The sequence below is a fragment of the Flavobacterium sp. 103 genome (assembly GCF_003096795.1).
Lineage (GTDB): Bacteria > Bacteroidota > Bacteroidia > Flavobacteriales > Flavobacteriaceae > Flavobacterium.
Map to the genome: position 1 here is coordinate 999,662 of NZ_QENX01000001.1, position 24,239 is coordinate 1,023,900.

Consider the following 24,239-nt stretch of genomic DNA (forward strand, 5'->3'; position numbering starts at 1 on the left):
TCTTATGAAAAACTGAACTTGTAAACTAGCCCCGATTGAAGTAAAAATCCTTTTGTGCCGGTGTTCGGTACAAAAGATTGTAGCGGAAAGCGGGAGAAATGCTCTTGAAAACACGAGAATTTCCTGCTCCAAAAAATCTGAAATCTGAATTCTTAATTCTGCAATCAATTTGTTATCTTTGCGCTCTTAAAAAACAGTATATAATGGCCTTATCAGAACAAGAAATCATTCGAAGAGAAAAACTTCAATCTTTACGTAATTTAGGAATCAATCCTTATCCTGCCAATCTTTTTCCTGTAAATCATACTTCGAAGCAAATAAAGGAGTCTTTTGAAGAGGGCAAAAAAGTGATTGTTGCTGGGCGTTTGATGAGCGTTAGAGATCAAGGAAAAGCTTGTTTTGCCGAATTGCAAGATAGCGAAGGGCGTATTCAATTGTACGTGAATCGTGATGTTTTGTGTGAAGGCGATGATAAAACTTTATACAATCAGGTATTCAAGAAACTGACCGATTTAGGTGATTTTATTGGTATTGAAGGAGAATTATTCACTACCCAAGTTGGTGCGAAATGTATCCGCGTAAGTGGTTTCACGTTTTTGAGTAAAACGTTGCGTCCGTTGCCATTGCCTAAAGTTGATGAAGAAGGAAACGTTCATGATGCTTTTAACGATGCTGAATTGCGTTACAGAATGCGTTATGTAGATTTAACAGTGAATCAACATGTTAAAGATACTTTTATCAAACGTACTAAGCTGTTTACTGCTATGCGTGGTTATTTTAATGATGCAGGTTATCTTGAGGTTGAAACTCCGGTTTTACAATCAATTCCGGGTGGAGCTTCGGCAAGACCTTTTATTACGCATCATAATTCGCTCGATATTCCGCTTTATATGCGTATTGCAAACGAATTGTATTTAAAAAGATTAATTGTTGGTGGTTTTGAAGGTGTTTATGAGTTCTCGAAAAACTTCCGTAACGAAGGAATGGACAGAACGCATAATCCTGAATTTACTGCAATGGAAATATATGTAGCCTACAAAGACTACAACTGGATGATGGAATTTGCTGAAGGTTTGATTGAGCATTGTGCTATTGCTGTAAACGGAACTAGTGAAGTTACTTTTGGCGAGCATAAAATCAACTTTAAAGCGCCTTACGCACGTGTTACCATGACGGATTCTATCAAACATTTTACTGGTTTTGATATTTCTGGAAAAAGCGAAGACGAATTGTTTGAAGCTGCAAGAGGAATGGGAATCGAAGTTGATAAAACAATGGGAAAAGGAAAACTGATTGATGAGATTTTTGGAGCGAAATGTGAAGGAAATTATATTCAGCCAACTTTCATTACAGATTATCCTAAAGAAATGTCGCCTTTGTGTAAAGAACACCGCGATAATCCTGCACTTACTGAGCGTTTTGAATTAATGGTTTGCGGTAAAGAAATTGCAAATGCTTATTCTGAATTGAATGACCCTATTGATCAACGTGAACGTTTTGAAGACCAAATGCGTTTGGCTGAAAAAGGTGATGATGAAGCAAACGGAATTATAGATGAAGATTTCTTAAGGGCTTTAGAATATGGTATGCCTCCAACATCTGGAATGGGAATTGGAATGGATCGTTTGATTATGTATTTGACTAACAATGCATCGATTCAGGAAGTTTTATTGTTCCCGCAAATGCGTCCAGAGAAAAAACAGACCGTTGAATTATCAGATGAAGAGAAATTTATTGTTGATTTATTGAAAGGAAATGAAAACAAAATGGATCTTCAGCAACTAAAAATTACTGCGAATTTAAGCGGTAAAAAATGGGATGCATCTATGAAAAATTTATCTAAACACGGTTTGACAAAAGTTGCCGTTGAAGGTGAATATAAATTTGTAGAATTGGTGGAGTAAAAATTTATTCTGAAAATATATGAAAAGGAGCTTCGTTTTGGAGCTCCTTTTTTTATTGATAAAAAAAAAGGCTGTCTAAATTTATATAGACAGCCTCTTACTTTTTCAGCCCAAAGCTAATTTTTTATTTCAATTTACCTTGATTTCTATCATCAATGTAATTTCCTGTAATTGTAACTCCACTATTTTTAGTTACAGTCCCAGTAATTATCATATGTCCGCCTGCTCCTAAAAATTGAAGTTTGGCACCGCTATTCAAAATCACATTTCCATACACCATTAAATCACCTTCAATATTAAGAGTTCCATTAACTATTAAAGTAGATGAATTTTTGGTAGTACCAACATATAGACCTCCTTTTATAGAAAAAACACCATTACTGTTTACTGTTACTCCTTGAGCTGCAGCAAGAACTCCGCACCAATTAAGATTTTGGTTGACATTAACGGTATAAAGCGACTGATCACCTTTATAATTAAATGTTTCTCCTGAGTTTACGTTCAAGTAAGCAGAACCTGGATAAGCAATAAAACCATCACAAGCGAGTGATTGAGGGGCGCTGCTAATTTTTTTGATTATTTTTAATCCTCCATTTCCTGAAGCTACAAAAATATAATCTCCAACACTCTTTACATAATTTGCAGAACCTCCCAATTGAATTGACCCTAAAGAAGACAAACCGCTATTTACATTTTTATACACAGAAACACCAGCAGCTCCATTGGCAACATATACAAAATCACCGTTTACAGATACCGCATTAGTAACTACATCACCAGCATCAACACCAGCTAAATTAGTTGGCAATGCTAAAGTTTGAAGCAAACTTCCTGAGTTTAAATTATATACTTTTAGTCCCTGATATCCTTCAGAAACCAACAAATTATTCCCTTGAAAATCAATTGTTCTTTTAGCCTCTAAAACATCTTTAGAAGTCGAAAAAGAAGAAAGCAGACTTAAATTATCGGCATTAAAAACTTTCACTCCTTCTGTACCACTTAAGACTACAATTTTATTATCGATACGTCTCAATGCACGCAAATCGGCAACATGAATAGTGGTCTCAACAATATTTGTTGCTCTGTCAATTTTTGCAACAACACCGTTGCTTCCGGATATACCGTAATATTTAGAATCTGCAACCGCAACTCCTGTACCAACATTACTTTCTAAAGAAACAGTCGTGTAGTTATCAGTCAACTTCCCAGCTTGAAGTGGCATTTTACCAACAAATGCAGCACTAGTTAATTGGGCGTTTTTATCAACATCCATTGCCCCTGCTAGGTAAAGATTCCCATTATCGTAAACGACAGTGCTAATATCAACATTTGGTAAAATCGCTTGCATAATAAGCTGTGGATTATTAGGTTGAGAAACATCAATTACATCTATTCCACCTAAGTAAGTTTCACCTTGAGTGTTATAAGAAACATACACATAATTGTCCTTAACATCAACATGCGTCGCTTTCAAAGTCAAACCGTTGTAAGTAGGAGGATTAATTTCCGCCAATAATGCCATTGGAAAATCAGAAGAGGCTTCATTTGCAGAAGATTTACCAGTAGTTTTAGCGGTAACCAAACCGATAATACCTAGGTTATCGTTATTCATTCTACCAGACAAATTTTGAGAATTTGTGTTTAAAATAACTTTTGCATTTTGATCTACATTAACGCTATCATCATCATTTTGACAACTCTGAAAAACCAAAAACGAACAGGCAAGTAGCCCAAAAATACCTTTTTTCATAATTAAACTATAATAAATTAATTTTATGGGGGTGCAGATTTATAACTATTTTAAATTGACAATAATACCAAAGGCGTTTGTTTAACAATACATCAAAAAAACAACTGCTTTAAAACAAACCGATAGATCGTATTCGCAAAAAAAGTTTAAACCAAAACACATCTCCTCATTCAAAAAAAAATCAAATTAAAACAACTATTTTTGTTTTATTTCTTTGCTTATCCAAAATCATGCCATTATGAGCAATTTAGAATTAAAATAAAAATAGTAGACAAACTAAAATCTGTCGATGATGTTGGCTTGTTAAAGCAAATTCAGAATGAATTACTGAACTGTAGAACGTATTAAAATCAATAAAAAAGGAGCTCCAATTTGAAGCTCCTTTTCGTTTACACAAGAAATTAACACCTTTATTTAAAAGAAAAAATTTGAGGGTTCACATTAATCATGACCCAAGCCCAATTGTTGGTGTGATCAACATCACCACCTTTCAATCTTTGCATGGTATCTGTTGCAAACATTTGAGAATAACCTCCAGTTATGTTTACAAATTTATGTACTGAATAGCCAAATGTAAAATCTACTTCTGTACCAAGATAGTTACTCATTTCATTTCCACTAGCATCCAAAACTGTATTCGCAGCATTAAAAACATGTGGCAATAATGCAAACTGCCATTTATTCACTACATATCCAAATTTCAAGAAAGCGTCTTGCAAGCCTACCGAATTTTTATGATTGCCTACGTAGAAATAATCCATATACCCATTCAATCCGTGGTTGGTTCCAAAAATAGGATTGAACGATTTGATGTCGGTACTGGTATTAGCCTGACTTTTTCCTGATAAGAATTCATATCCAAGACCAGCTTTGAACTTATCAGTCAACGCATAATTAAAATTTAAGGCTGCGTCAAAAGCACTTACGGTATAAGTCGAGCTTTTCCCTGTTTGTCCATAGAACCATAGATTGCCATCCCAAGATTTCCCTTTGGTATTCATATAGGTACCAAAAGTTTGCATGTAATCTACTTTCAATTCAGGAGTTGGTGTTGGAATTGGAGTGACTAGTTTATTTTCGTAACCTGTGTTTAAAAATAGTAAACTCATATTTATTTTACCCAACTCAGTATGATACCAGGCATATTGCATCGCTTTGTAATTGGCTACAGTATAAGGTATGGCAATATCCGTTTCGCCATTAGCATTATAGGCAATGGCCATGTCTAGATGGCTTTTTCCACTTTTATAAGTTGCAGATAAAGCATCATGGCTTTGTGCTTGTTGCGCCCAATCGGCTTCACCAAGAATACGTTGATTGTCATACGAAATCACTTGACGTCCTAAACGTGTGCTCCATTTTTCATTAAAATTGTATTGTGCCCAAGCCTCAAATATTTGAACACCATTCGCATCTGATTTGGTATTTGGCGCTACATCTCCCCAAACACGAACATTTTGCAACGTAAGTTTAGTGACAAACTTATCCTGTTTGAAATTTAAGTTCAAACGTGTTCTTCCCGATATAAACTGACCTGGTGTTTCTCCATAAGGAATCGGAGCTTTGTAACCGTTCCTAAATTCGTAACGAGGTCTAATTTGTAAATTGGCATCAAATTCTTGGGCAAAAGTATTCATACTGGCCATTAACACAACTGCCAGTGCCATTATTTTAAATATCTTCATTTGGTGGGATTTTAATTTAGTTTAACCGCTTCTTCTGTTATTTTTTTTATGGTTTCGTCTGAGTTTACTCCTAATCCTTCTTGTTGATAGGCCAATTCCCCTTCGGCATTAAAAACGCTTATAATATTGGAATGAGAGAATTCAAGTGGTGCAATTTTTTTATAATTGACAGCCAAAACCGCTGCGAACTCCCTTGTATTTTCTTCCGTAGATCTCAAAAACTCCCATTGTTCACCATCCATTTTATTGGCGATTGAAAATTCTTTTAATCGTTTTGGAGTATCTACTTCGGGATCAATACTCACTAACACCAATTTCACATGTTCCTTGACATTCTCTGGCAAACGAGATTCGATATTACGCATATCTGCCACCAAACGAGGGCAAGCCGATTTGCAGGAAGTATAAATCATAACCATGACTAGCACTTTCCCTCTCAAATCTTTCATTTCAATATTCTGTCCATTTTGATTCGTCCATTTGGAAGGTAAATTGTAAATGGACAAATCGGATATAGGCTTGTTTTTATCTACAGTCTCTTTTTTATTACAGCTCTGGAACGCAAAAATAAATATTAAGATGGGCAAAACAAGTAAATAAGACCATCCTTTTTTCAGAATTACTTTTTGATTTTGGGTTAAATTTAGTTTCATTTCGTAGGGTTTTGGTTGAGGCTCGAAAGCTGCTATTTATCTTTAGCACATCGAAAACCTAAATTTTTTGTAGTATAATTTGCTTTCAGGCTACCTCTAAAAGCATAGCGCATAAAAGCGGCATAATTCATCAAATCAGTTGCATTTACTGATCCGCTTCCGCAAAAGAGATTCTTGTCTGTGTCTTTATCTTTTCTGGATTCTCCCGAAAGGAAAATGCTATTGAAATCCGATGTCCATTCCCAAACCAAACCGTGCATATCATAGACACCCCAATAGTTTTTAAAGGTTTTCCCAACAGGATTGACATACGTTTTGGGTTTTTCGTACCAAGATAAAATGTATCTATTGAACTCTTCTTTGGTACGGGCATCAGATCTTTTTTCATCGGCCATAGCCACATATTCCCACTCGTCCATGGATGGTAATCTTTTTCCTTGACACTCACAATATTTTTTGGCCGCAAACCAGGAAACATTGGTTATAGGAGCATTGCTCAGATTATTTTTTCCATAACTAAAATCACTTTCCCATTGGGTTAGATAACTTTTATCGGCATATAATCCTTTCATTTTCGAGCGACTGTAATCTGGATATTTTTTAACAAAAGCAAGGTATTGCGCATTGGTAACTGGATAAACATCCATACTAAACGGTTCCACTTTGACTGGCTTTTTGGTAGTGGCTCCATAAAGGGGAACAAAAGTTCCCCCATTTATAGATACCATTTTAACGTCTTGAGCAAAAAGAGTAACGCAAATCAACAATAAAAAGAAGGTTAGTATTTTTTTTAGTGGGAACATTGAGGCTCTTTTTACTTTTAGTATTTATTATTTTCTTTGGGCTTTCACCATTGCTACAGTCACTGATTTTTTACTATTTCCCCAACTGGCATATACATAAGTAAGTACATCTGCAATTTGTTGGTCACTCAAAGCTTGAGGAGGCATAGCTCCAGTGAATTTCTTTCCATTTACGGTGATTGTACCATTAGATCCTTTGATTACTTGTTTAATGGCACGATTCACATCGGCATTCAAATAATCTGATTTGGCCAATGGAGGAAAAGCACCAGGTATTCCTGCTCCTGTAGCTTGATGGCAAGCGATACAAGTTTTGGTGTATACTCCTTTTCCTTTGTTTGCATCTTGACTAAAACCTTTCAGACTTAATCCAATTAATGCTATTCCTAAAATGTATTTTTTCATGACTTATAAATATTTAAAATTGTGTTTATTATTTTCTTTGAGCTTTTACCATTGCTGGTGTTACTACTGTTTTATTATTACCCCAACTGCTATAAACATAAGTTAGAACATCAGCGATTTCATCATCTGATAGATTTTGACTTGGCATCACGCTGTTTATTTTTTTGCCATTTACAGTAATCTCACCACTCAATCCTCTTATAACAACTTGAATAGCTCTTTTAGGATCAGCATTCAAGAAATCTGATTTTGCAAGCGGAGGAAATGCATTCGGTACCCCTTGCCCTTCTGATTGATGACAAGCAAAACAAGTTGTTCCAAAGATAGCTTTTCCAGATTTAATTTGTTCAGGAAGCGTTTTGGCTACAGTAGATTTGGCCACTTTTTCCCCTTCAGGCATATTTTGAATATTTCCACCTTCTGGTAAATATATTCCTTCTTGAGTAGTACCAGAATAGATTTTTTTATTTTCTTCACCTGTTACTTTCAGCATTCCTAAAGCTCCTTTATTGAATGCTCTAAAAATAGAGTGATCTACCAAAATAAATGTTCCTGGCACATCAACTTTAAACTCAACAATAGCTGAACCTCCGGCTGGTATTAATGTCGTTTGAACATTAGTATTGATAGCATCACCTCCTTCAATATGAACTTTGTCAAAAATTTCACCAATAACGTGGAATGAAGAAAGTAAGTTTGGTCCACCATTACCCATATAGATACGAACAGTTTCACCAACTTTGGCAGTAAGTGCATTATCTCCCGCGATTGATCCTACTTTACCATTGAAAACCACATAATCCGGTTCTTCTTTCAATGCTTTGTTCATATCAAAAGGCTGAAGCCCTTGTTCACCATAACTACCTTTGGTATAAAAATCACCTTGCATCACGTAGAATTCTTTGTCAACTGGTGGTAAACCACCTTCTGGTTCTACAAGAATTAACCCGTACATCCCGTTTGCAATGTGCATCCCAACAGGTGCGGTAGCGCAATGGTACACGTATAATCCTGGATTTAGCACTTTAAAATTAAATACTTTTTCGTGTCCAGGTGCTACAATTGAAGAAGCAGCTCCACCACCTTGTCCAGTTACCGCATGTAAATCTATATTATGTGGCAATTTATTGTCTGGATGGTTTTTTAAGTGAAATTCTATTTCGTCTCCCACTCTTGTTCTAATGAAACTTCCTGGAACTGAACCTCCAAAAGTCCAATAAATGTATTTTGTCCCATCGACCATTTCTCCTTCTTGTTCTTTGATTTCCATATTGACTACCAAATGCATAGCAGGTCTCTCGCCAACTGGTTTTGGAACAAATGGTGGCGCTGTTAGTTCTGCTTCTTTTTGGCCTTCGACTTTTATTTTTTCGTAATAATCAACGTCATGCTTTTCTTCTTTTTTATCGCAAGAAAAAAAACTAACAGCTGCAAATAATGCAAAAGCAATAATTTTATAAGGTTTGCTTAAATGGAATAATTGTTTCATAATTGTTTCGTTTTAAAAAGTGGTTTTATATTAAGGATGATTTTGTCTTTTATTATGCTGTAAAATTAAAATTTGAGATTCAAAAAATTAATGATAAATATCATGTTTTTAACTTTTATTTAAGATTCTTATTTTATCCCAACAATCAAAACTACAATCAATCCTAAAGTTATTATTAAACTGATTTTCCAAAACGAATGCGCCTTTTTTAATTCCATAAATTGAAAAGCAACCAACAGAAATTTAAAAGCAGCCAAACCCATTATCAAAGAGGTAATAAAAGCTGACACACCAAACAAACTTGACACGCAAGCTGTTGTAATAGTGATAATTAACAGCAATATATAGACTAAAATTAGTGAATTTTTCATTACTAAAAAAATAAATAAAGTGTAGGAAATAAAAGCAACCAAATCAAATCGCACATATGCCAAAAAGCGGCACAGGCTTCAATATCTTCAACAGCGGTATCGGAATTTTTTTTGGTCATTCCGTAATTTGTCCAAGCCAAAATAACCAAACCCATAATGACATGGATTACATGAAAACCTGTCAACAACCAATAAAAAGTATAAAACATATTGGTATCCAATGAAATTCCGCTTTCTATTTTATGGTAATATTCTACGCTTTTCAACACTAGGAATAAAAAACCTCCCAACATAGCCAACTTAAAGAATACCGATGATTTCTGAATTTCATTTTCTTTAAACAGATGTACTGCATTGGCCATAAAAAACCCGCTTGTCAATAAGAAAACGGTATTCACTGCACCAAATGTGGTATTCAATTCCATTCTTGACTGATGAAATACGGCAGTGTTTTCACTTCCGTAATTCACGAATGCAATCAATGCCATTCCGAAAGTAATGAGTTCTAGAAAAATGATAATCCACATCAAGATTCCTCCTGGCGGATAATAGATGTTTTTGTAATTTATTTTTAGAGTTTCCATTTGATTTTAGATTGAGGATTAACGATTTTTGAATTCCGATTTTAAATTGAAGACTTTTGAATTGTAGATTTTTGATTTTGAAAATTGGAACTCATTATTACAGTTTTCTTTCTTAGATGATGGCAAAAAATCAAAATTTATCCCTTTAGCCCAATGTCATTAAGTTAAGGAATTACTATTTTTATTTTCACGCAGATTTCGCAGATTTACGCAGAAAAAAAGTAAAAAATCTGCCGAATCTGCTGAATCTGCGTGCTGTTTTTTTAATTTCTCCCTTAACTTAATGACATTGCCCTTTAGCCCCGATTGCAGTGGAAATCCTCCCGATTTTTCATCGGGAGATTGTAACGGAAAGCGGGACAATATTTCCAAAAAACGCCTAATCCTTCCGCTCCAAATTCTGAAATCTGCAATCTTAATTCTTTCTATTCCCAATCTAATAATCTTTTTTCACCTTCAATTTTCTTGATGTCGGTAATATCCTGCGACATTTCGATCACTCCTTTGTAGTTTTTATCGGCATCCCTCACGGCAAAATAGCGGATGTAAATCAAGCGATCTTTGTAGTTAATCCAAAAAGAAGATTCGTTTTGAGTTCCTTTCCTGAATTCGTCCAAGATTCTGAGAACCGTTCCTACGCTTTTTGGTGGATGGCAAAACTTCACTTCACGACCAATGATTCCGGCGCTTCTTGGAAACACGCGTTCTTCTCCACGATTGTAAAAAATCACTTTATCATTTTCGTCCACATAAGTCAAATCCAATGGCATCGTTCTAAAAAGCAAATTTACCTGCTCCACTGTCATATATCCTTCATCAAAATGCGAGGTATTTTCTAATGAAAAAGGCATTTCCCTGATGGTGAAATCCTCGCTCGGATGAATATATTCCACTTTGGGAAAAGGCGGTGGGGTTTGCGATAACATCCAACCAATTTCTTCTTCGCCTTTTCGCATTTCGATCCAATCGCTTTCGGTAAGAATGTCTAATGCATTTGGGAACAAAACGTTTTCTTCAACTCCCATTAATCTGTAAATTCCGTCTATCAAAAAAGGAGTATTAGTTGAAACTTTTTCTAAATTAATCATTTTGAGATAATACTGAATCAAACGGAATTGCTCTCTTAAATTATCATGAAACGACCACATTCCCTGCGATGGACCAACCCAACCTTTTTTCTCTAAAAAAGGAAAAAGCTGATTTTCTTTGCGGGCAAATCGTTTCTCTATCGTAAGCAACTGATTGAATATGTTGGTGTATTTTGGTAAATCAATCAATGGGTTAACGTTTGTAATCTCTTGCAAAAGAGACACTATTAATTCCTTTTCCTGAAAGTAATTCCAAACTGGATGACCTTCTTGTAATTCTGTTTCTGTCATTTCAATTAAATTTAAAAACCATTAAAGGATTATTTAAGAGCCGATTTTTTACCATATAAGTCATGTAAGAGCATTTAAGCTTTACTTATATGGACTTATATGACTTATATGGTTTAAAAAGTATCCTCAATGTTTGTTCTTATTTTTGGTGTTTTATCTTTTCGTATAGTTTCACTAATGATTGCAACAACTCAACGGGAGTCGTTAAAATCTGATAGTGATTTTGCCCAAACATTTGTGGCAGATAATATTTGGCTTCGGCCTCAATGGCCAAAGCGTATGAATTAATGTTTTTAGAATTGAGTTCGCGAAGGGCTTGTTTTACATCATTGACTCCATACTTTCCCTCGTATTTATCGTAATCATTGGGTTTTCCGTCAGAAATCAGGATTACCCATTTGTTTTTTGTGCTTCGTTTGTCGAGGCGAACTCCAGCATGTCGCAGTGCGGCTCCAATTCTAGTATAACCACTGGGTTCAACTGCTCCCACTTTGTGCTTGGCAACATTCCAATTTTCATCAAAATCTTTGATGGTCAGGTAAGTCGAATAATTTCTAGTTTTGGAGTAAAAGCTGTCAATCGAAAAATCGATATTGAATTCGTTGAGGATTTCCCCAAACAGAATGGAAACTTCTTTCTCTACATCAATCACTCTATTTCCGGCGGCATATCCGTCGCTCGAAAGACTGAGATCCAAAAGAATCAGAATCGATAAATCTTTATCTTTTTTCCTATTCGAAACATAAATTTTATCCGAAGGCGTTCTTCGGGAATGCACGTCTACGTATAAATCGGTGATAGCGTCGATGTCAAATTCATCGCCTTGGGTTTGGCGTTTTTGCTGTTGCATTTTATTGTTGACATTCGTCAACATTTTGCGCAAGCCCATCAAGATGGAAGCATTCTTAGTTATTGTTTTTTTGTAATAATCGGCATCCGCTTTTAGTTGTGATTTTGGATATACTTTGCAAAAATTTTCTTTGTAGCTGTTTTTGCTAAAATCCCATTCATCGTAACTGTGATGAAAACCTTTGTCATCGACAGACGCACTTTCGGAGATAGTTGTGTTTTCCATAAAATCGGATTGGTAAACAGAATGTGCCGTATCGTCAACGCGAACGGTGTATTTCATATTCAGTTCTTCCAATGCGTCCTGATGATCTTCCAACTCATCCGATCCGTCAAAATCACGCCAGTTTCCGTTAAATTCTACGGCGGTTTCCACTTTTTCAAAATTATGCAGCATCACATAATCCTCCTGTTGCTTTTTATCAAGTTCCACTGTGATGACTTCCTCAACGGCTTTTGCTTTTAGTGTAGTTAAAGGCTGAATCTCATTTGGTTTTTTAGTCTTGTCCGAGAAATTCTGCAACACATTCTCACTATCGATTTCCGGTTCATTTTTCATCCATTTGCCAAAGAGCCAAGAGAAATCAGGACCTTTTTTAGCATCTGATTTTTGGATAAAATGATTTTTGGCAAACGCTAAAAAGGGTTCACCAATAGAAAACTCCTGAAACAAAATGGCTAGAACGTCATCTGATGTTTCTAATGCTTTTTGTTGGGAAAGGAATAATTCCGGCTCGATTTCTTCCGCTGTCCAATTGTAATTAAGGCGCTGTTGTACACTGAGATACAACATTCTAAAATGATAGAAAGTAAGGTTCTCTTCCAGAGTTGGAAATTCGGCAAATGAAATCGGAAGAAAAAAATTATTGTTTTTGTATCCACCTTCCCTTTCGGCAGGAAATATTTCGATCGGATTTCCTGTCAAAGCGCGCGCCATAATAGTCAGACGCGGTTTAATCTCGGCAAGAGTAACCGTTCTGGCTTCTATTTCGGGACTTATTTTTTTTCTGCTTTTTAAGTGCTTGAAAAACTTCCCAACTAAATATTCATCTATCTCGAAACCCATTTTCTTTAGTTTTCAGTATTCAGTTTAGGCAACTACAACAACTTGAAACCTTAAACTTGAAACTATTTTTAAATCATCAAATTGCACAAATCTTTCAATGCTTCGCTTGTCTGCAAATCATCTGTCAAAGGTTCAACAACGGCAACGTGAACAGCCAATCGTTTTGGCAATCCGCTGTGGATGATTTTGGCGGCATCGACTAGAAGTCGTGTCGAAACCGTTTCGGTCAATCCCAATTCGGTAAGATTTCTAATTTTGTTGCCAATGGCCACTAGCTTCTTGGCTGTGTCATTATCAATATTGGTCTCATTAACCAAAATTTCAGTTTCGATTTTCGGCTCTGGGTAATCAAAAGAAACCGCTATAAATCGTTGACGAGTGGAGGGTTTTAATTCCTTAAATCCTCTTTGATAACCGGGATTGAAAGAGGCAACCAGCATAAAATTATCGTGAGCTTTGATGGTTTCTCCCAGTTTGTCAATATACAGGATGCGTCGGTGGTCAGTCAAGGAGTGGATAGCCACAATCACATCGGGACGGGCTTCGGCCACTTCATCCAGATAAATCATAGCTCCTTCTTTTACGGCAGTAGTCAAAGGACCGTCTAGCCAAACAGTTTCAGCACCTTTGATAATAAATCGGCCAATCAAATCGGTAGAAGAAGTTTCCTCGTGACAACTGATTGTAATCAGATTTCTTTCCAATCGATGTGCCATATATTCCACGAAACGAGATTTACCGGTTCCGGTCGGCCCTTTCAATAAAAAAGGAATTTTATTTTTATAGGAATGTTCAAAGACTTCCACTTCTTTGCCTACTGTGTGGTAATATGGTACGGGTATTAAAGTATCTACTAACATATTTTTTTGTTTTTTTTGAAAAAACCGAAACGTAAAACATTTGTTTTATGGAAATGGAAATTCGAAAACTTTTGTCTAAACGCTCCGGTTAAAAAAAGGGCTGAATTAGTAAGCTGAATTAGTATTTTATTTTATTTTATTTCTAAAGCTTCATCGGTCGGTCGTCCATATTTAAAGAAATCGAATATAAACAGACCGATTCCTGTGGCGAACATCGTAGCGCAGATCAGCAATACTACGAAGTGAATGCTGATTTCGTTCTGCACGACCATAAATTCCATTTTCATTTTTCGTTCCAAATATACTTGCACCACACCGGCTACTCCAAAAGCAACTGTCATTCCTAACATTCCGATATTAGACAACCAGAAAGCAGCCATTCCTGTTGCGCTTTGGTATCTTTTTCGGCCAGTAAGATTTGGCAATGCATAACTGATTATCGCTAAAACAATCATCGCATAAGCACCCCAGAATGCATAGTGTCCGTGCATAGCTGTTACTAAAGTTCCGTGCGTATAAAGGTTAGTTTGTGGTAAAGTGTGCGCAAAACCTAGTAATCCTGCACCAACAAAAGATACAATTGAAGAACCGATTGTCCAGAATAAAGCAATTTTATTAGGATGGCTTTTTTCGCCTTTGCGGTACATATTCACCGCAAACAAAGCCATTGCCAAGAAAGCCAAAGGTTCTAGTGCAGAAAAAATTCCACCAACGATTAACCAAATTTTGTTTACACCTATATAGTAATAATGGTGTCCCGTCCCCAAAACTCCCGAAAGGAATGTTAATCCAACGATTACATACAGCCATTTTTCGATAACTTCTCTGTCAACACCCGTCAATTTGATTAATAAATACGAAAGAATACCTCCCATAATCAATTCCCAAACACCTTCAACCCACAAGTGAACTACCCACCAACGGAAGAATGAATCCATCACCTGACTGTCAAACCAAATCATTCCTGGAAGATATAACAAGGCCGCAAACAATAATCCCATTGACAATACCAATGCGGTTGTAGTTCTTCGTTTTCCTTTGAAAAGCGTTCCTAAAATCAACCCTAAAAACAACAATACATTAATAACTACCAGAAAATCCAATTCTCTCGGAATCTCAAGAAACTTTCTGCCTTCCCAGTGGTTGAAGTGGAAACCAACAATAGCCACGACACCAACAACGGCAAGGGAAATTAATTGTACATAAGCCCATTTTACACTTATCAATTCGCGTTGCGCTTCTTCGGGAATAATGTAATAGGCCGCTCCCATAAAACCGGTCAACAACCATACTACCAATAAATTAGTATGCACCGCTCGGGCAACATTAAAAGGGATAACATCGTGCAATGCTTGAATACCTATTCGGTCAAAACCCATGATAAAACCATAGACAATCTGCAGTGAGAACAATAGCATACAGAGTGCAAAAAACCAATAGGCTACTTTTTGTGATTTATATTTCATATTTGTAGAATTTATTTATTAGAGGTCAAATATGTTATCGCTTTATTTTTAATCGGTTTTTGCATCCGCAAACTTCTTGTTAATGGCGATTTCATAATTGTAAAATTTAATTATTTTCTTTAGCTAAAGGAGAAACAACACGGTCAAACCCATTTAGATCAATTTTTCCAATCCATTTGAAGTAAGCCACTACGGCATCGGCATCTTTTTCGCTCATGTTATAGACGACCATTTTTCGTCCATTTGGTGCCCAAGGTACTGGTGACATCAACACGGCCTTGACGTATCCTTCACCTCTGCGATCGATAACTTTGGTCAATTCTGGAGCATAATAGCCTCCTTCTCCCAAAATGGTGTGGCAACCCATGCAGTTGTTGTGTTCCCAAATTTCTTTTCCTCTCACTACTTGTTTGTCAATTGTCTTGTAGTTGGTTTGATCATTTCTGGGCATAAACGAATAAACGGTCAATCCAATAAAGATTAAAAAGGTGACCAAAGTTCCTCCCAGAAAAAATGCTCGTGCTTGTGATTTTGAAAGCATAATAATCTGTTTTTTGTTAGTTAATAATTTCGTTTTTTAAATAAAGGATGTTTTTGTCTTTTATTCAAATGCAAATATAAAAGATGTTTTTATCTTTTATTGTAATAATTGTCATTTTTTTTAAAATATTTTTTTTGGAGGTTATCTCCATACGATATAAAAAACAAACTTTTAAAATTGTCCATGAGATAAGTTTTCAACAACAGAATGTTCTTAAGTCATGTCCAAAATATGACTTTTATCATGTTCAGACTTTTCAAATAATCGTAAAATTACATAGACAGAAACAGAAGATCCCCCACATCTCATTCTTTTATTATTCAAGCATTTACACAAATAAAAAAATAATATATTTAATTAAGGATAAATTTGTCTTTTATTAAAATAGTACCTATTTTTGTACTCTAAATTATAATTATAAAAAACAGTATTATGGAAACTTTAGAGAAAATTACAATAGGTGAATACGTAGCAAAAGATTTTAGAACTGCAGCTTTATTTTCAAAATATGGTATCGATTTTTGTTGCAATGGCAACAGAAGTATTGAAGAAGCATGTGATAAAAAATCAGTTAATCCTGATAATTTATTAAAAGAAATTGAAACAGTTTTGTCTCAAAAAAGTGATTCGGGAATCGATTTCAATTCATGGCCAATCGATTTATTAGCCGATTATATCGAAAAAACGCATCATCGTTATGTTTCAGAAAAAACACCAACGCTGCTTCAATTTTTGGATAAATTAAGCAGAGTTCATGGAGCCAATCATCCAGAATTATTGGAAATAAATGAACTTTTCAAAGGATGTGCGGGCGAATTGGCACAACACATGAAAAAAGAAGAGCTGATTTTATTCCCATTTGTCAAAAAAATGGTCAATGCCTCTATTACAGATCAATTGATTGAGCAACCCCAATTTGGAACAGTTGAAAATCCAATTGCCATGATGATGCACGAACACGATGCCGAAGGAGAACGTTTCAGAAAAATAGCGGAATTAAGCAATAATTATACACCTCCTGCGGATGGATGCAATACTTATAAAGTAACATTTGCCATGCTACAGGAATTTGAGCAGGATTTACACAAACACATCCATTTAGAAAACAATATTTTGTTTCCAAAAGCAACCAAGCTCGAAAAGGATTTTTCGACACAATTATAACCAATGTCAAACACTAAAACCAACAACTATGGGAAATTATGTTATCAAAAGAAATGGAAAATACAAACCATTTAAAAGTTATAAAATAAAAGATGCCATTGAAAAGAGTTTCAAAAGCGTCTCCGTAGTTGTTGATGAAAGTGTTTTTTACAGCATAATCATTCAGCTTGAAGCTGAGGAAATTTGGGCTGTTGAGGAAATTCAAGACATGATTGAAAAGAAGCTTTACGAAAAAGGATACTTTGATGTAATGCGTTCTTTCATGCTGTTTCGTCACACCAGAAAGTTACAGCGCGAGCATGTGGAGGGACTGAATGATGACACCACTTATGTAGATAGTACGCAAACCATTCAGGAGTATATAGAACAAACAGATTGGCGTATCAATGCCAATGCCAATACCTCTTATTCGAATGCCGGATTGGTCAACAATGTGGCGGGAAAAATTATAGCCAATTACTGGTTGGATAAAGTCTATTCCAAAGAAGAAGGATATGCACACCGCAATGGAGATATTCATATACATGATTTGGATTGCCTTACTGGCTATTGTGCAGGCTGGAGTTTGCGTGTATTACTCAACGAAGGGTTCAATGGTGTGAGAGGTCGTGTAGAGAGCAAGCCTCCCTCCCATTTTAGGGAAGCTTTAGGGCAAATGGCTAATTTTCTTGGGATTTTGCAAAGCGAATGGGCTGGAGCGCAAGCTTTTAGCTCTTTTGACACTTATCTTGCTCCTTACGTTTTTAAGGATAATTTAGGTTTTGATGATGTGTTAAAAGCAGTAAGGGGTTTTGTGTACAACCTGAATGTTCCTGCACGTTGGGGACAATCTCCCTTTACCAACATTACTTTGGATTGGATTGTTCCAGACGATTTAAAAACACAGATTCCGACAAAAAATGACCATCATATTTTTCAAAATAACATTACATCAGATCTATTGGTGAGAGCCAAAAGAAGAGGAGTATCCAAAGTAACGGATTTACGTTACGAACATTTCCAAAAAGAGATGAATCTCATTAACAAAGCCTATTATACAGTTATGACCGAAGGCGACGCTAATGGACAGCCCTTCACATTCCCTATCCCAACGGTAAATATCACAGAAGCATTTGATTGGGATGGAGAAAACACCGATTTACTCTTTGAAAACACAGCAAAAATTGGTTCTTCCTATTTTCAAAATTTCATCGGAAGCCAATATATTTTGGATGAAAACGGAAATCAAATTGAAAACGAGAATGCCTACAAACCCAATGCAGTTCGCAGTATGTGTTGCCGTTTGCAATTGGATTTGCGCGAATTATTAAAACGTGGAAACGGACTTTTTGGAAGTGCCGAGATGACAGGAAGCATTGGTGTGGTGACCATCAACATGGCGCGTTTGGGTTATTTGAATAAAGGGAATAAAGAAAAATTATATACCAAACTGGATGAGCTTTTGTATATCGCCAAATCAACTTTGGAGAAAAAAAGAGTGTTTATTCAAGAGATGTACGATCGTGGATTGTATCCGTATACCAAACGCTATTTGCAGCATTTCAGAAACCACTTTTCGACTATCGGAGTGAATGGAATGAATGAAATGATAGAAAATTTTACCGATAGTGAAGACACGGTTACCTCTGAAACAGGTATTGAATTTGCTTCTGGAATTCTGGACCATATCCGTAATCGAATGAAAGAATTTCAAGAGGAAACCGGAAATCTATACAATCTCGAAGCCACGCCTGCCGAAGGAACTACTTATCGTTTTGCCAAAGAAGACAAAAAACGGTATGCCGACATTATTCAGGCAGGGCAGGAAGAAAATATTTATTATACAAACAGCTCCCAAATTCCTGTGGATTTCACACAAGATCCATTCGAAGCCTTGATGCTGCAGGATCAATTGCAATGCAAATACACTGGAGGAACGGTTTTGCACTTGTACATGAGTGAAAAAATAAGCTCTCCGGAAGCCTGTAAACAGTTTGTCAAAAAAGTGATTACCAATTTCAGATTACCATACATTACCGTGACACCAGTCTTTAGCGTGTGTCCAGTACACGGCTATTTAAACGGAGAACATGAATATTGCCCGAAATGTGATGAAATTATAATTGCTGAGAAAACGAAGTCTATTGAAAATTAAAAGGGTTTAAAATAGTTTAAGATGGTTTAATGTTGTTTAAAACCGCTTTAAACTTTAAACAATTTAAACCTTTAAACAACATTAAACTCTTAAACAACCATAAAAAAATGAAACTAACAACAAACCAGATTCTAGAACAAAATCAAGAATTACGCACCAAATGTTTGGTGTACACACGAGTAATGGGCTACCACAGACCCGTAGAAAGCTTTAACATAGGAAAAAAAGGTGAACACAGACAACGAACTCATTTTACAGAAGGAAAGTGTTGCTAAACCAATTTATAGCTTAACCCCTTTTACATTATTGGATTACCCACATAAATCAGCTTGCATACTTTGGTTTGCAGGCTGTAATATGCGGTGTCTTTATTGCTACAATCCCGAAATTGTTTTTGGGAAAGGAACCATCTCGTTTGAAAAAGCGCTAGAGTTCCTGAAAAGCAGAAAAAAGTTGCTAGATGCTGTCGTTTTTAGCGGAGGTGAATGTTTGTTGCATAAAAAGAGTATTTCATTTATCAACGAAGTCAAAAAAATGGGCTTTTTGGTCAAAATTGACACCAATGGTTCACAACCCAAAGTCCTAAAAGAGCTTATCATAAAAGAACTTATCGACTATGTGGCACTTGATTTTAAGGCAATGCCTGTAAATTTCGAAAAGATAACACAATCCAAACTTTTTATTCCCTTCGAAAAGTCATTACTTTTATTACTTCAAAGCGGAATTCCATTTGAAGTACGAACAACCGTGCATTCCGAATTGTTAGGCAAAAATGATATTCAACAGATGATTTCCTATTTGGAAAAAACAGGATATGTCGGAAATTATTATATCCAACATTTTGTGAATGGAGCGCCGACCATTGAAAAACTCGGGCATTCGGTCAAGGAATTAGAAAAACAAAAGCTTTCAACAGAAAAAATTAAAGTGCATTTTAGAGGATAATTATGAGAAAGAGTTGGGTTTTAGTATGTTTTATTAATTTTTTTATTGCTTCGCTAATGGGATTATTGCTTCGATGGATGTATGTTGCACCTATCGAAGGCGTTAATTTTCAGTTTTTGATGCATGGACATTCGCATGTTGCGATGTTAGGCTGGGTGTATTTGATGCTGTACTGTTTGATATTTCATTTTTTTGTTCCCGAAGAAGCGCAACAAAAAACCATTTACAACCGATTATTTTGGGTAACGGAACTCGCCGTAGTCGGCATGATGATTGATTTCCCGGCACAAGGCTACGCCTTTGTGTCTATTCTCTTTTCGACTTTACATATTTTTTGCAGTTATTATTTCTGTTATTTGATTTGGAAAGATGCTAAACCTGCCACTTTTCCAGAAAAAAGAATGTTGCGAACCGCTTTGTTTTTTATGATTTTCTCCACATTGGGAGTTTGGTGTTTAGGTCCTGCTGTTGGGATTATGGGAAAAGCAAGTGCCTTTTATCAAATTGCTATTCAGTTTTTCCTTCATTTTCAATTTAATGGATGGTTCATGTTTGCGGTTTTGGCTTTGTTTTTCAAACAATCAAAAATAAATATTGAAGAGAAAAAATTCCGCGAGTTCTATAATTTATTTGTTACAGCAACGGTGTTAACGTTGGCTTTGCCTGTGAGTTGGTCTCTTTCTAATCCTATTTTTTATTGGATAAATGCCATAGGAGTCACAATACAATTAATTTCATTTATTCTTTTTGTCCTACTCATCCAACCTCATTTCCAAGATTTCTTTGCTCCACTCTCCCCTTTAGAAAAAACGGTATACCGATTTGCTTTATGTTCATTAGCCTTAAAAATTATCATTCAATTGGTTGTTTTGGTTCCTGAGTTGGCACAGGTATCCCATGAAATTCGGAATTTTGTCATTGGATACATCCACTTGACGATGTTGGGAATTATAACTGGTTTTCTGTTTGGATTTGCTTTTCAAAATGGTTTTTTGAACCCGGAAAATACCCTTCAAAAATGGGGTGTCAAGATTTTTTTATTGGGTTTTGTGGCAACCGAAATTCTTTTATTTCTACAAGGCACTTGGTTATTTCTGCAAAGTGGAGCATTCCCTAATTATTATCAAAATTTGTTTTTGTCAAGTATATTTTTGCCAACTGGGCTATTGCTGCTGACGATTGGTGTTTTTAAACTTAAATCAAAAATTATATGAGCCATCATTTATTGTTAATTATTCACCTTTTGTGCGCGAGTATTTGGGTAGGCGGTCATTTATTACTCGTATTTAGTCATTTGCCTCAAGCCCTGAAGGACAAAAATCAAAATATAATCCTCGACTATGAACGAAAATACGAACCGGTGGGAATGACAGCATTGGTTTTGCTAGTACTCACCGGAATTATGATGGCTTATAAATATGGTGTAAGCATTGAATATTGGTTTCATTTTGCTGCACCAATCGAAAAAGTGGTTTCCACAAAATTGCTTTTGCTTTTACTGACCGTACTTTTTGCGTTGAGCGCTCAATTTCGAGTATTGCCAAAACTAAAAAACAATCCCGATAAATTGCGCAAAATGACTTTTCATATTGTATCTGTCACCTTTATTGGTGTTTTGATGCAGATTGTTGGGTCTTTTGTGCGTTTTGGAGGGTTTTGATTTTATAAATTATTTAGGTTACTGCAATTTCAATTTTAGCAGTTACTCGCGTGAGGGGTTGCAGTGGAGCTCTTTTTTTATCACGCTTTTTTGCGGGATAAAAAAAAGCGGGAACGTAAAACCCGACCCGTAGTTTTTTACGGAGGGGCACGCCCAAAAAAATGAAAATTTTGATTAAAAAGACCTAAACCTTTACCCTTATTACTATGGGGAATAAAACTTATTTCTTAAATTTGTAAAAAACCGATTATGTTTTCCAAAACCTGCGAATACGGCATTCGAGCCACGATTTTCATAGCTTCAGAATCTTATCAGAACAAAAGAGTTGGACTCAAAGACATTGCCAAAAAAATAGATTCACCTGAAGCTTTTACGGCCAAAATTCTTCAAATTTTATCAAAAGACAACATTATCAATTCCATAAAGGGAGTTGGAGGCGGTTTCGAAATTCCTCGAGAGACGATGAAAGAGATCAAACTGGCTCAAATAGTAAATGCCCTGGAAGGCGACCGCGTTTTTACGGGTTGTGGTCTAGGTCTGACACATTGCTCCGAAGACCATCCGTGCCCGATGCATGAGAAATTCAAATCTATTCGAAACGAATTAGCTTTTATGCTCGAAAATACGAATCTGGAGGAATTAGCTTTAGGAATTAAGACCGGAGATACTTTTTTGCGATACTAATAAAAAGTAATCTTATATTTACATGATATTTTTTAAGTAACTGAACTTAAACCAATTTATCATGAATAAATCTAAGCAATCCAATTTAAACACTTTTTTAAAAGTAGATTACAAAGAAGACAATAGCATTTGGCTAACCAATAGTTTGACACTTCGAAAAATTATTGGTGTTTTGGGAATGGCGATGCCCTTACTTTTATTTATATTCCTATACCTTGACAATGGGCTTCAACATCCTTTAGAATCCGTTAGCCATTATTATTATACACGAGTGAGTGGCATTTTTGTTATTATCTTAAGCCTATTGGCCTTTTTTCTGATTGTTTACAAAGGCAAAGAACCTATTGATTTCTATATTTCCCTATTCGCTGGAATTTTTGCGGTTTTGGTGGTTTTATTTCCAACAAATAATATCACGGAAATATGTGGTGATACAGCCAAAAAATATGCTGTTACTATTTTACCAAACAGTGATTTCAGAGTTTATTTTCATTACACATCTGCGGCATTATTTTTTTTATGCCTATCCTATATGTCTTTCTTTTTGTTTACTAAATCAGACAAATCACCAAGCAAACGAGGAACAAATAAAATCATTCGAAACCGAATTTACAGAACTTGTGGTGTTTTGATGCTTTTAGCTTTACTTACATTATTTGCAGGTTCCCTTAAAATAATTCATCCAAGCTATTTTAAAACATTTCCATTGACCTTTTGGATGGAAACCTTGGCCATTGAAAGTTTTGGTTTTGCTTGGTTAGTCAAAGGCGAAACGTTGTTTAAAGATTAATGGCTATATTCTAAAATAAATAGCACCTAATTTTAACCATATAAGAAATATAAGTTCATTTAAGTTAGAATGTAAAATAGCAACAACTTATATTTCTTATATCGCAAACCCTTTCACGACAGTGTTTATTTGTTATGTATTTATAAGGTGCAAAAGTTAATTAGCTGTTTATTTTTGAATTAAGCGATATTAATTAACAATCGTTTACCTTAATTTTATTTTAACCTTTTTAATTAATCTGCTATATTTACTTAAAAATATTTCTGTTCTGCTTTTTTTATACAGACTAAAAATCAACAAGGAAAATGAATATCACTTGTAAAAACTGCCATCAAACTTTCAAAGGACATTATTGCAGCAATTGTGGGCAAACTGCAGAGACTCATCCTATAAACCTGCACTTTTTATGGCATGATATTCAAAAAGGTCTTCTTCATTTTGACAATGGAATAGCCTATACAGCCAAGCAACTGTTCACTAGGCCAGGTCACTCGATTAGAGAATTTATAGAGGGAAAAAGGGTGAAACATTTCAAACCCATTTCTCTAGTGATGGTATTGGCAACAGCCTATTTAGCTTTAATTCATTTGCTTCACATTAATTTAATCGTAAATACAAGCGGTCCTGTCGACCCCGATTCCCATATTGATCCTGTAAAAATTGGAGAATGGCTACAAGCTCATTTTGCATGGATTACGCTAGCGTTTATCCCCATACATACAATCGGCACTGTTATTGCTTTTAGAAAACAAGGCTATAATTTTTTTGAGTATTTTGTCCTCAATACATACAAGGCGGCACAAAAGTTATATGTTGCTATACTATTCATCCCGGTACTTTATTATTACAGCGGGGCTCCTGCAATCAATACAGTAACCAGAATACTTCTTCTCATTGATTTTGTCTTGTATTTTTGGACCAATGAACAATTTTTTAATCATTTGTCAAAAACAAAAACATTCTTTTTAACACTATTAACCCACTTGATCTTCTGGTTTATAGTGATTTTGATCGCAGTCATTGTGTTGCTTATTCTGGACAAAGGATAAACTAAAAT

At 35.6% G+C, this 24,239-nt stretch carries 23 protein-coding genes; 10 read left to right on the forward strand and 13 right to left on the reverse strand.

What is annotated here, in order from left to right; translation table 11 throughout:
- Positions 1-203 precede the first annotated feature (203 nt).
- Positions 204-1,904, forward strand: coding sequence for a lysine--tRNA ligase (gene lysS / locus C8C85_RS04040; RefSeq protein WP_116795931.1), 1,701 nt, complete (start codon positions 204-206; stop codon positions 1,902-1,904).
- Positions 1,905-2,028: 124 nt separating this feature from the next.
- Here the strand turns inward: lysS and C8C85_RS04045 are convergent, their stop codons facing one another.
- The 13 genes from C8C85_RS04045 to C8C85_RS04110 all read right to left on the reverse strand — a co-directional run bounded on the left by C8C85_RS04045 (position 2,029) and on the right by C8C85_RS04110 (position 15,805).
- The gene (locus C8C85_RS04045; RefSeq protein WP_116795932.1) at positions 2,029-3,654 is read right to left on the reverse strand and encodes a hypothetical protein; all 1,626 of its coding nucleotides are present in this window, start codon (positions 3,652-3,654) and stop codon (positions 2,029-2,031) included.
- 410 nt (positions 3,655-4,064) lie between these two features.
- Positions 4,065-5,339, reverse strand: a complete 1,275-nt coding sequence (locus C8C85_RS04050) for an alginate export family protein (protein WP_116795933.1) — start codon at positions 5,337-5,339, stop codon at positions 4,065-4,067.
- An 11-nt stretch (positions 5,340-5,350) separates the two neighbouring features.
- Positions 5,351-5,992, reverse strand: a complete 642-nt coding sequence (locus C8C85_RS04055) for an SCO family protein (RefSeq protein ID WP_243412043.1) — start codon at positions 5,990-5,992, stop codon at positions 5,351-5,353.
- A gap of 32 nt (positions 5,993-6,024) precedes the next feature.
- Complete coding sequence (locus C8C85_RS04060; RefSeq protein ID WP_116795934.1) at positions 6,025-6,795, reverse strand: formylglycine-generating enzyme family protein; 771 nt, start codon at positions 6,793-6,795, stop codon at positions 6,025-6,027.
- A gap of 27 nt (positions 6,796-6,822) precedes the next feature.
- Positions 6,823-7,200, reverse strand: coding sequence for a c-type cytochrome (locus C8C85_RS04065; protein ID WP_111411260.1), 378 nt, complete (start codon positions 7,198-7,200; stop codon positions 6,823-6,825).
- A 28-nt stretch (positions 7,201-7,228) separates the two neighbouring features.
- Positions 7,229-8,689 (reverse strand): copper-containing nitrite reductase, encoded by a 1,461-nt coding sequence (nirK, locus tag C8C85_RS04070; protein ID WP_116795935.1) that lies wholly within the window; start codon positions 8,687-8,689, stop codon positions 7,229-7,231.
- A gap of 128 nt (positions 8,690-8,817) precedes the next feature.
- Positions 8,818-9,060, reverse strand: a complete 243-nt coding sequence (locus C8C85_RS04075; RefSeq protein WP_116795936.1) for a cytochrome C oxidase subunit IV family protein — start codon at positions 9,058-9,060, stop codon at positions 8,818-8,820.
- A 2-nt stretch (positions 9,061-9,062) separates the two neighbouring features.
- Positions 9,063-9,644, reverse strand: coding sequence for a cytochrome c oxidase subunit 3 (locus C8C85_RS04080; RefSeq protein ID WP_116795937.1), 582 nt, complete (start codon positions 9,642-9,644; stop codon positions 9,063-9,065).
- A 425-nt stretch (positions 9,645-10,069) separates the two neighbouring features.
- Positions 10,070-11,023: a DUF438 domain-containing protein gene (locus C8C85_RS04090; protein WP_116795939.1), complete on the reverse strand. Its 954-nt coding sequence runs from the start codon at positions 11,021-11,023 to the stop codon at positions 10,070-10,072.
- A 139-nt stretch (positions 11,024-11,162) separates the two neighbouring features.
- Positions 11,163-12,938, reverse strand: coding sequence for a nitric oxide reductase activation protein NorD (locus tag C8C85_RS04095; RefSeq protein ID WP_116795940.1), 1,776 nt, complete (start codon positions 12,936-12,938; stop codon positions 11,163-11,165).
- Between the two features lie 68 nt (positions 12,939-13,006).
- Entirely contained in the window at positions 13,007-13,798 is a 792-nt protein-coding gene (locus tag C8C85_RS04100; RefSeq protein ID WP_116795941.1) for a CbbQ/NirQ/NorQ/GpvN family protein, read from the reverse strand.
- A gap of 131 nt (positions 13,799-13,929) precedes the next feature.
- Complete coding sequence (locus tag C8C85_RS04105; RefSeq protein ID WP_116795942.1) at positions 13,930-15,264, reverse strand: cbb3-type cytochrome c oxidase subunit I; 1,335 nt, start codon at positions 15,262-15,264, stop codon at positions 13,930-13,932.
- 106 nt (positions 15,265-15,370) lie between these two features.
- The gene (locus C8C85_RS04110) at positions 15,371-15,805 is read right to left on the reverse strand and encodes a c-type cytochrome (protein WP_116795943.1); all 435 of its coding nucleotides are present in this window, start codon (positions 15,803-15,805) and stop codon (positions 15,371-15,373) included.
- A 432-nt stretch (positions 15,806-16,237) separates the two neighbouring features.
- On the opposite strand from C8C85_RS04110, the gene ric reads away from it, so the two are divergent.
- The 9 genes from ric to C8C85_RS04160 all read left to right on the forward strand — a co-directional run bounded on the left by ric (position 16,238) and on the right by C8C85_RS04160 (position 24,231).
- Positions 16,238-16,969 carry an iron-sulfur cluster repair di-iron protein gene (gene ric, locus C8C85_RS04120; protein ID WP_116795945.1) on the forward strand — a complete coding sequence of 244 codons (732 nt, stop codon included), beginning with the start codon at positions 16,238-16,240 and terminating at the stop codon, positions 16,967-16,969.
- Positions 16,970-16,997: 28 nt separating this feature from the next.
- Positions 16,998-19,103 (forward strand): ribonucleoside triphosphate reductase, encoded by a 2,106-nt coding sequence (locus tag C8C85_RS04125; RefSeq protein ID WP_116795946.1) that lies wholly within the window; start codon positions 16,998-17,000, stop codon positions 19,101-19,103.
- A gap of 107 nt (positions 19,104-19,210) precedes the next feature.
- On the forward strand, positions 19,211-19,378 hold the full coding sequence (gene nrdD / locus C8C85_RS18705) for an anaerobic ribonucleoside-triphosphate reductase (RefSeq protein WP_116798361.1): 168 nt from the start codon (positions 19,211-19,213) through the stop codon (positions 19,376-19,378).
- Positions 19,332-20,048 (forward strand): anaerobic ribonucleoside-triphosphate reductase activating protein, encoded by a 717-nt coding sequence (locus tag C8C85_RS04135; protein WP_116795947.1) that lies wholly within the window; start codon positions 19,332-19,334, stop codon positions 20,046-20,048. Before nrdD ends, C8C85_RS04135 begins: the two co-directional genes overlap by 47 nt.
- 2 nt (positions 20,049-20,050) lie before the next feature.
- The gene (locus C8C85_RS04140; RefSeq protein ID WP_116795948.1) at positions 20,051-21,262 is read left to right on the forward strand and encodes a hypothetical protein; all 1,212 of its coding nucleotides are present in this window, start codon (positions 20,051-20,053) and stop codon (positions 21,260-21,262) included.
- Positions 21,259-21,708 carry a CopD family protein gene (locus C8C85_RS04145; protein WP_116795949.1) on the forward strand — a complete coding sequence of 150 codons (450 nt, stop codon included), beginning with the start codon at positions 21,259-21,261 and terminating at the stop codon, positions 21,706-21,708. The genes C8C85_RS04140 and C8C85_RS04145 overlap by 4 nt, the downstream gene beginning before the upstream one ends.
- Positions 21,709-21,957: 249 nt before the next feature.
- Positions 21,958-22,392, forward strand: coding sequence for an RrF2 family transcriptional regulator (locus C8C85_RS04150; RefSeq protein ID WP_100431833.1), 435 nt, complete (start codon positions 21,958-21,960; stop codon positions 22,390-22,392).
- A 61-nt stretch (positions 22,393-22,453) separates the two neighbouring features.
- Positions 22,454-23,182, forward strand: coding sequence for a hypothetical protein (locus C8C85_RS04155; protein ID WP_116795950.1), 729 nt, complete (start codon positions 22,454-22,456; stop codon positions 23,180-23,182).
- Between the two features lie 305 nt (positions 23,183-23,487).
- On the forward strand, positions 23,488-24,231 hold the full coding sequence (locus tag C8C85_RS04160; protein ID WP_116795951.1) for a DUF3667 domain-containing protein: 744 nt from the start codon (positions 23,488-23,490) through the stop codon (positions 24,229-24,231).
- Positions 24,232-24,239: the final 8 nt, after the last annotated feature.